Below are 1,776 nucleotides of genomic sequence, written 5' to 3' on the forward strand. Positions count from 1 at the left end.
GTCCTGGGCCGACATCCCGACCTGCAAGGAGGAAGGCGTCGACGTGCAGTATCTGATGCTGCGCGCGACGTTCCTGCCCGGCAAAGTGACTGCCGAGCAGCAGGCGTTCTATGTCGAGCTGTTCCACAAGGTGACGCAGACCGCCGAGTACAAGGACTACATGGAGAAGCAGGCGTTGAAGCCGATCTTCCTCACCGGCAAGGACATGGTGCAATTCCTCGAGGAGGACGATGCCACCAACAAGGCGCTGATGACGGAAGCCGGATTCGTCGCGAAGTGACCCCGCCTCCACGTCATGCCCCGCGGCGGGGCATCCAGTACGCCGCCGCTTATCCGCACTCCTCGCCGCCTCTGGAATACTGGATCATCCGCCTTCGCGGATGATGACAGCGCAATTTGATTTGGCAGAGCATGTCCCAAACCGATATCGAAATCGTCGTCGACGATCCGACCGCGCCTGAAGATGACTCGCCCTCCGTCGTCAGCTCCGGCACGATCGAAATCCTTGTCTGCCTCCTGCTGCTCGCGCTGGCCATCACGCTCGGCTACGACAATTGGCGCACCGGGGCGTCCTGGGACGCAACCGGGCCGGAGCCCGGCTATTTCCCGTTCTATCTCTCCCTCATCCTCGCCGGCGGCAGCCTCTACGGCCTGGTCACGGCGCTCGTCGCGCGCCGCGCTGCGTCCGGAAGCTTCGTCACGCGCGCGCAGGCGCGCCGCGTCCTGGCGGTGTTCGTGCCGACGCTGCTGTTCTGCCTCGTCACGCAATTCCTCGGCCTCTATGTCGCGAGCTTCCTGCTGATCGCGAGCTTCATGCGCCTCGTCGGCAAGATCGCGCTGTGGAAGTCGCTGCTCACTGCGCTCGTGTTCACGGCGATCATGTTCGTCACCTTCGACATCGCCTTCGACGTCATCATGCCGAAGGGACCGCTCGAAGCGGCCTTCGGTCACTAAGGCGGCCCCGCGATGGAAGCTCTCGGTCTCCTGTTTCACGGCTTCGCCGTCCTGCTGACGTGGAAGACGCTCGTGCTGATGATGGTCGGGCTGGTGCTCGGCATCTTCGTCGGCGTGCTGCCCGGGCTCGGCGGCCCCAACGGCGTTGCGATCCTGTTGCCGCTGACCTTCACGATGGATCCGACCTCCGCCATCGTGATGCTGTCCTGCATCTATTGGGGCGCGCTGTTCGGTGGCGCCATCACCTCGATCCTGTTCAACATCCCGGGCGAAGCCTGGTCGGTCGCGACCACCTTCGACGGCTATCCGATGGCGCAGCAGGGCAGGGCGGCGGAGGCGCTGACCGCGGCGTTCACGTCCTCCTTCATCGGCTCGCTGGTCGCAGTGCTCCTGATCACCTTCCTCGCGCCGATGATATCGTCCTTTGCGTTGAAGTTCGGCCCGCCCGAGTTCTTCGCGGTGTATCTGCTCACCTTCTGCTCCTTCGTTGGCCTCGGGCGCGAGGCCAAGCACAAGACGGTCATCTCGATGTCGCTCGGGCTGCTGCTCGCCGGCATCGGCATGGACACGGTGTCGGGCAATCTGCGCATGACCTTCGGCTCGGCCGAGCTCTTGCGCGGCATCAACTTCCTCGTCGCCGTCATCGGCCTGTTCGGCATCAGCGAGATACTGCTGACGATGGAGGAGCGTCTGGCGTTGCGGGGACATGCCGCGAGCATCTCGCTGCGCGTCGTGCTCAGCGTCTGGAAGGACCTGCCGAAATACTGGGTGACGCTGCTGCGTTCCTCCTTCATCGGCTGCTGGCTGGGCATCACTCCGGGC

2 protein-coding genes and 1 pseudogene are annotated in these 1,776 nt (G+C 64.1%); all 3 read left to right on the forward strand.

All coding sequences use genetic code 11. The features are described from left to right. A pseudogene (locus tag AC1D00_RS39620) lies at window positions 1-280 on the forward strand (tripartite tricarboxylate transporter substrate binding protein); the annotation flags it as partial. A 131-nt stretch (window positions 281-411) separates the two neighbouring features. Continuing rightward, window positions 412-954: a tripartite tricarboxylate transporter TctB family protein gene (locus AC1D00_RS39625; RefSeq protein WP_477014433.1), complete on the forward strand. Its 543-nt coding sequence runs from the start codon at window positions 412-414 to the stop codon at window positions 952-954. 12 nt (window positions 955-966) lie between these two features. Next, on the forward strand, window positions 967-1,776 hold an 810-nt coding region (locus AC1D00_RS39630; protein ID WP_477014434.1), incomplete at its 3' end, for a tripartite tricarboxylate transporter permease.

The organism is Bradyrhizobium sp. P2_E8, from assembly GCF_056403875.1.

Coding starts and splice junctions, on each gene's coding strand:
- AC1D00_RS39625 (WP_477014433.1), top strand. CDS start 412: ATGTCCCAAACCGATATCGAAATCGTCGTCGACGATCCGACCGCGCCT.